Source organism: Leifsonia sp. (assembly GCF_051955155.1).
Classification (GTDB): Bacteria; Actinomycetota; Actinomycetes; order Actinomycetales; family Microbacteriaceae; genus Leifsonia.
In genome coordinates this window covers 1-6,423 of sequence record NZ_JBQCGZ010000146.1, presented here as the reverse complement: position 1 = coordinate 6,423, position 6,423 = coordinate 1, and the positions used below count along the sequence as shown (strand labels likewise).

The 6,423-nt window shown below is 71.6% G+C and carries 5 protein-coding genes; 1 reads left to right on the top strand and 4 read right to left on the bottom strand.

All coding sequences use genetic code 11. From position 1 onward, the window contains the following. Positions 1 to 57: 57 nt before the first annotated feature. Positions 58 to 1,890 (bottom strand): phosphoenolpyruvate carboxykinase (GTP), encoded by a 1,833-nt coding sequence (locus tag ACTHMF_RS16210; RefSeq protein WP_440319014.1) that lies wholly within the window; start codon positions 1,888 to 1,890, stop codon positions 58 to 60. A 115-nt stretch (positions 1,891 to 2,005) separates the two neighbouring features. On the opposite strand from ACTHMF_RS16210, the gene ACTHMF_RS16205 reads away from it, so the two are divergent. Further along, complete coding sequence (locus ACTHMF_RS16205; protein ID WP_440319012.1) at positions 2,006 to 3,439, top strand: helix-turn-helix domain-containing protein; 1,434 nt, start codon at positions 2,006 to 2,008, stop codon at positions 3,437 to 3,439. Positions 3,440 to 3,509: 70 nt separating this feature from the next. Here ACTHMF_RS16205 and ACTHMF_RS16200 read toward each other — a convergent pair whose 3' ends face one another. The 3 genes from ACTHMF_RS16200 to ACTHMF_RS16190 all read right to left on the bottom strand — a co-directional run. Further along, positions 3,510 to 4,271 (bottom strand): 3-hydroxyacyl-CoA dehydrogenase, encoded by a 762-nt coding sequence (locus ACTHMF_RS16200; RefSeq protein WP_314146894.1) that lies wholly within the window; start codon positions 4,269 to 4,271, stop codon positions 3,510 to 3,512. Between the two features lie 31 nt (positions 4,272 to 4,302). Beyond that, a complete protein-coding gene (locus ACTHMF_RS16195) occupies positions 4,303 to 5,493 on the bottom strand; it encodes a thiolase family protein (protein WP_440319010.1) in 1,191 nt (396 codons plus the stop codon). A gap of 1 nt (position 5,494) precedes the next feature. After that, a partial coding sequence (locus tag ACTHMF_RS16190) for an aldehyde dehydrogenase family protein (RefSeq protein WP_440319008.1) occupies positions 5,495 to 6,423 on the bottom strand: 929 nt, incomplete at its 5' end.

Genomic DNA, 6,423 nt, shown 5'->3' with positions numbered 1-6,423 from the left:
CGCGCCCCGCCCGCGGCCCCCCCGCGGGGGGGGGCCGCCCCCGCGGTCCGTCCGCGGTCAGGCGCGGAGGTGGTAGCGGAGCGAGGCGAGCTCGGCGCGCAGGGCGGCCGGGACGCGGGCTCCGAACTGGTCGAAGAACTCGTCGGTCAGGTCGCATTCGGCGAGCCAGCTGTCCCGGTCGACCTCGAACAGGGCCTCCAGGTCCTCCGCCGGCACGTCGATGCCGTCGAGGTCCAGCTGCTCGGGGACGGGGAGCCGGCCGATCGGAGTGTCGATCGCGTCCGCGCTGCCCTCGACGCGTCGGGCGATCCATTCGATCACGCGCGCGTTCTCGCTGAAGCCGGGCCAGAGGAAGCGGCCGTCATCACTCTTGCGGAACCAGTTCACCTGGAAGATCGCCGGCGCGTTCGACCCGAGCTTCTCGCCCATCGCCAGCCAGTGGCCCCAGTAGTCGGCCATGTTGTAGCCGCAGAACGGCAGCATCGCGAACGGGTCGCGGCGCAGCTCGCCGACGGTGCCCTCCGCCGCCGCGGTCTTCTCCGAAGAGATGGTCGCGCCGATGAACACGCCGTGCTTCCAGTCTCGCGCCTGAGCGACGAGCGGGACGTTCGTGGCGCGTCGGCCGCCGAACAGGATCGCGTCGATCGGCACGCCGTCGAACGCGTCCCAGTCGTCAGCGATCGCCGGGCACTGCGCCGCCGAGACGGTGAAGCGCGAGTTCGGGTGCGCGGCGGGACGGCCGCTCGCCGGCGTCCAGTCGTTCCCCTGCCAGTCGACGAGGTGCGCGGGCGGCTCCTCCGTCAGGCCCTCCCACCAGACATCGCCGTCGTCGCGCAGCGCGACGTTGGTGAAGATGGTGTTGCCCCACAGCGTCTCCACCGCGGTCTTGTTGGTGAGCTCGCCGGTGCCCGGCGCGACGCCGAAGAAGCCGGCCTCCGGATTGATGGCGCGCAGGCGGCCGTCCGGGCCCTGCCGCAGCCACGCGATGTCGTCGCCGATGGTCTCGACCGTCCAGCCGGGGATGCTGGGCTTCAGCATCGCGAGGTTGGTCTTGCCGCACGCCGACGGGAACGCCGCCGCAATGTGGAAGATGCGTCCCTCCGGGGAGGTCACCTTGATGATGAGCATGTGCTCGGCGAGCCAGCCCTCGTCGCGCGCCATGACCGAGGCGATCCGCAGCGCGAAGCACTTCTTGGCCAGGATGGCGTTGCCGCCGTAGCCGGAGCCGTAGGACCAGATCTCGCGGGTCTCCGGGAACTGCACGATGTACTTGGCCTCGTTGCACGGCCACGGGACGTCCTCGTGACGGACGCCGTCCGCGTCCACCAGGGGCGCGCCGACGCTGTGCACGGTCGGCACCCACGGCGCGCCGGCCTCGATCAGGTCGAGCACGGTGCTGGTGACACGGGTCATCATCCCCATGCTCACCGCGACGTACGCGGAGTCGGTGATCTCGATCCCGACCTGCGAGAGCGGACCGCCGACCGGGCCCATCGAGAACGGGACCACGTACATCGTGCGGCCGCGCATGCTCCCGGCGAAGACCTCGCGCAGCTCGGCGCGCATCCCCTCCGGCTCGCGCCAGTTGTTGGTCGGGCCGGCGTCCTGCTCGTCGACCGAGCAGATGAAGGTGCGGTCCTCGACCCTGGCGACGTCGCCGGGGTCGGTGCGGGCCAGGAAGCTGTTGGGGCGCCACTCCGGGTTGAGCCGGATGAGCTTGCCCTCGGCGACGAGCTGCTTGGTGAGGCGGTCGGCCTCACCGAGGGAGCCGTCGCACCAGACGACCTCGTCGGGCTGGGTGAGGGAGGCGATGTCGTCCACCCAGGCGTGCAGGGAGTCGAGCCCGGAGGGCCCGTCGAGCTCGGTGAGCGGAAGCTCGGCGATGGTCATTCCGTCTGTCCTCTCGATTGAAAGATCGGCTGTAGATCCAGCATCCGCGAGGATTCGGTGCTTGGGATGCGATTCTCAGTGGAAAGAATCGCGATTCTTTCGCTATCGTGAAGGGATGGACGCAGACGTCGCGACGCTCGGTCATCGCATCCGGCATTTCCGCACGCAGCGCGGGCTCACCCTCGACGAGCTCGGCGCCGCGACCGGCGTCGCGGCCAGCCAGCTCTCGCTCATCGAGAACGGCAAGCGCGAGCCGCGCGTCACCCTGCTCTCCGGGCTCGCGGCCGCGCTCGGCGTGCAGCTCGCCGACCTGCTCTCCTCCGAGCCGCCGGACGAGCGCGCGGCGCTCGAGATCGAGCTCGCGCGCATCCAGCGCGGGACGCTGTACGGTTCGCTGGGGCTGCCGTCGGTGAAGCCGACCAAGGGAACGCCGACCGAGACGCTGGAGGCGCTGGTCGGCCTGCACCGCGAGCTCGCGCGCCGGGCGTCCGAGGCGATCGCCACCCCGGAGGAGGCGCGCAGAGCGAACACCGAGCTGCGCGAGCGGATGCGCGGCGAGAACAACTACATCCCCGAGATCGAGGACCTGGCCGAAGAGCGCGTCAAGGCGTCCGGCCACGTGCGCGGCGCGCTCACGCACCGCGAGGTGAGCGTGATGGCGGAGCAGCTCGGCTTCGAGCTGATCTACGCGAACGACCTGCCGCGCTCCACGCGGTCGATCACGGACCTCGAGAACGGCCGGATCTACCTGCCGCCGGCGTCCATCCCGGGCGGCCACGGCCTCCGGTCGATGGCGCTGCAGGCGATGGCGCACCGGCTGCTCGGCCACGAGCGGCCCGCCAGCTACGCCGACTTCCTGCGGCAGCGGCTGGAGATCAACTACTTCGCAGCGTGCTGCCTGATGCCGCAGCGCGCGGCCGTCGCGTTCCTGGAGCAGGCGAAGAAGGACAAGGACCTCGCGGTCGAGGACTTCCGCGACGCGTTCGGCGTGACGCACGAGGCGGCGGCCCTCCGGCTCACCAACCTCGCCACCCGGCACCTGGACATGCCGCTGCACTTCCTGCGCGTCGGCGACGACGGCGCGCTCTACAAGGGCTACGAGAACGACGGCCTGCCGCTGCCGACCGACGTCACCGGCTCCATCGAGGGGCAGGTGGTCTGCCGCAAGTGGGGCGCGCGCACGGCGTTCACGCACACCAACCTGACCACCGAGATGTACCAGTACACGGACACGCCGGCCGGCACCTACTGGTGCGCGACGCAGGTCGGCTCGACGACCGAGGGCGGCTTCTCGATCAGCGTCGGCGTGCCGTTCGACCAGGCCAAGTGGTTCCGCGGCCGCGAGACGACGGTGCGCACCGAGTCGCGGTGCCCGGACGAGTCATGCTGCAAGCGGCCGCCGGCCGACCTCTCCGACCGCTGGTCGGGGAAGGCGTGGCCGAGCGCCCGGCTGCACGCGCACATCCTCTCGCCGCTGCCCTCCGGCTCGTTCCCCGGCGTCGACGACTCCGACGTCTACACGTTCCTCGAGTCCCACTCCGCGCTCTGACGAACCCGCCGAGTACGCAGATTCTCCGCGTACTCGGCCGTTTTCGGGCGATTTTCTGCGTACTCGGCTCTTACTTGGGCTGCATGCGGATGGCGCCGTCGAGGCGGATCGTCTCGCCGTTGAGCATGGGGTTGTCGACGATGTGGCGCACCAGGGCGGCGTATTCGGCGGGGCGGCCGAGCCGGGCGGGATGCGGGACCTGGGCGGCGAGGGAGTCCTGCGCCGCCTGCGGGAGGCCGGCCATCATCGGGGTCTCGAAGATGCCGGGCGCGATCGTGACGACCCGGATCAGGCTGCGGGCGAACTCGCGCGCGAGCGGGAGCGTCATCGCCGCGACGCCGCCCTTGGACGCCGAGTAGGCCGGCTGCCCGATCTGGCCGTCGAACGCGGCGACGGACGCGGTGTTCACGATCACGCCGCGCTCCTCCCCCACCGGCTCCGTCTCGACCATCGCCGCCGCCGCCAGCCGGACGACGTTGAAGGTGCCGATCAGGTTCACGCGCACCACGCGCTCGAAGCTCTCCAGCGGCAGGACACCGTCCCGGCCGAGCACCTTCTGCGCGGTCGCGATCCCGGCGCAGTTCACGACGACGCGCAGTGGTCCGAGCTCGCCCGCGGCGGTCACGGCCGCCTGCACCTGGTCCTCGTCGGTCACGTCGGCGGCGACGAAGCGCGCGTGCGGGCCGAGCGCCGTCGCCGCCTTCTCGCCCTCCGAGGTCGGCAGGTCGAGCAGCACCACCCGCGCTCCCGCCTCGGTGAGGGCGCGCGCGGTGGCGTTGCCGAGACCGCTCGCGCCTCCGGTGACGATGGCCGAGCATCCGTCGATCTGCATGGGTGTCCTTCCGTTCGGGGGTGGATGCGCCTCAGCGCAGGATCTCGATGAGGGTGGCGTTGGCGGTGCCGCCTCCCTCGCACATCGTCTGCAGCCCGAACCGGCCGCCTGTCGCCTCCAGCTCGGAGACGAGCGTCGCGAGCAGCCGGGTTCCGGACGAGCCGAGCGCGTGGCCCAGCGCGATCGCGCCGCCGCGCGGGTTCAGCTTCGCCGGGTCCGCGCCGAACTCCGTGCGCCACAGCAGCGGGACGGGGGCGAACGCTTCGTTGACCTCGAACGCGTCGATCTCGTCGAGCCGGACGCCGCTGCGATCGAGCAGCTTCCTGGTCGCGGGCAGGATTCCGGTGAGCATGAACAGCGGGTCGCTGCCCGCCACGGCGAACGAGTGGAAGCGCGCCCGCGGGCGGACGCCGAGCCGGGCGGCGGCCTCCGCGCTCATGATCAGCGCGGCGGAGGCGCCGTCGGTCAGCGGAGAGGAGTTGCCCGCCGTGATCCGCCAGTCCAGCTGCGGGAAGCGCTCCGCGAGCGCGTCGGTGCGGAACGAGGGCGCGAGCGCGGCCAGCTTCTCCGCCGTGGTGCCCGGCCGGATGGTCTCGTCCGCGCTCACGCTGCCGCTGTCCGGCGTCGGCACCAGCATCAGCTCGGCGTCGAAGGCGCCGGATGCCGCGGCCTCGGCCGCGCGCTGGTGCGATGCCGCTGCGAAGTCGTCGAGCTCCGCCCGCGAGAACCCCCAGCGGTCGGCGATCAGCTCGGCGGCGACGCCCTGGTTCACGAGCCCGTCCGGGTAGCGCTGGTGCAGCAGCTCCCCGCCGAGGGAGGCGCCGCCCACGTTGGAGCCCATCGGCGCGCGGCTCATCGACTCCACTCCGCACGCGATGACCACGTCGTAGGCGCCGGCGATCACGCCCTGCGCCGCGAAGGCGGCCGCCTGCTGGCTGGACCCGCACTGCCGGTCGACGGTGACGGCCGGAACGCTCTCCGGGAACCCGGCGCTCAGCACCGCCGTCCTGGTGATGTTGCCGGCCTGCTCGCCCGCCTGGGTCACGCAGCCGCCGATCACGTCGTCGACAGCGGCGGGATCGACGCCGCTGCGGTGCAGCAGCTCTTCCAGCACCCCGGCGAGCAGGTCGGCGGGGTGGATGTCGGAGAGCTCCCCGCCGGGCTTGCCGCGTCCGGAGGGCGTGCGGACGACCTCGACGATGACGGCCTCTGTCGCTGCCATGTCAGGCTCCGAACGGGTCGGGGGTGAGCGTGTACTTGGTGCTGAGGTACTCGTGGATGCCCTCGAAGCCACCCTCGCGGCCCAGGCCCGACTGCTTCACGCCGCCGAACGGGGCCGCCGCGTTGGAGACGACCCCGACGTTCAGGCCCATCATCCCGGTCTGCAGCCGCTCGATCATCCGCTGGCCACGGGCCAGGTCCTTGGTGAACACGTAGGACACCAGCCCGAACTCGGTGTCGTTGGCGATGCGCACCGCCTCGTCCTCGTCGGAGAACCGCACGATGGAGAGCACCGGGCCGAAGATCTCCTGGCGCAGGATCTCGCTCCCGGCGCGCACGTCCGTCACCACGGTCGGCTCGAAGAACGTGCCTGCGCCCTCGACGCGCGAGCCGCCGGTCAGCACGGACGCGCCGCGCGCGACCGCGTCCTCCAGCAGCTGGGCCGCCTTGTCCACCGCGTCCGCGTTGATGAGCGGGCCGATGGTCACGCCGTCCTCGGTGCCTCGGCCGACCCGGAGCCCGTTCACGCGCTCGGTCACCCGGCGCGCGAACTCGTCTGCCACGGCCTCGTGCACGATGAAGCGGTTGGCGGCCGTGCAGGCCTCGCCGATGTTGCGGAACTTCGCGAGCATCGCGCCGTCCACCGCCCTGTCCAGGTCGGCGTCGTCGAAGACGACGAACGGGGCGTTGCCGCCGAGCTCCATCGAGGTGCGCAGCACGTTCTCGGACGCCTGCTGCAGCAGCTTCCTGCCCACCTCGGTGGACCCGGTGAAGGACAGCTTGCGCAGCCGCGGGTCGGAGATGATCGGTGCTGACACCTTCCCCGACGTGGAGGTGGTGATCACGTTCAGCACGCCGGCCGGGAGTCCGGCGTCGGCGAGGAGCTTCGCGAAGTACAGCGTGGTGAGCGGGGTCAGCTCGGCGGGTTTGA

Coding starts and splice junctions, on each gene's coding strand:
- ACTHMF_RS16210 (WP_440319014.1), bottom strand. CDS start 1,890: ATGACCATCGCCGAGCTTCCGCTCACCGAGCTCGACGGGCCCTCCGGG.
- ACTHMF_RS16205 (WP_440319012.1), top strand. CDS start 2,006: ATGGACGCAGACGTCGCGACGCTCGGTCATCGCATCCGGCATTTCCGC.
- ACTHMF_RS16200 (WP_314146894.1), bottom strand. CDS start 4,271: ATGCAGATCGACGGATGCTCGGCCATCGTCACCGGAGGCGCGAGCGGT.
- ACTHMF_RS16195 (WP_440319010.1), bottom strand. CDS start 5,493: ATGGCAGCGACAGAGGCCGTCATCGTCGAGGTCGTCCGCACGCCCTCC.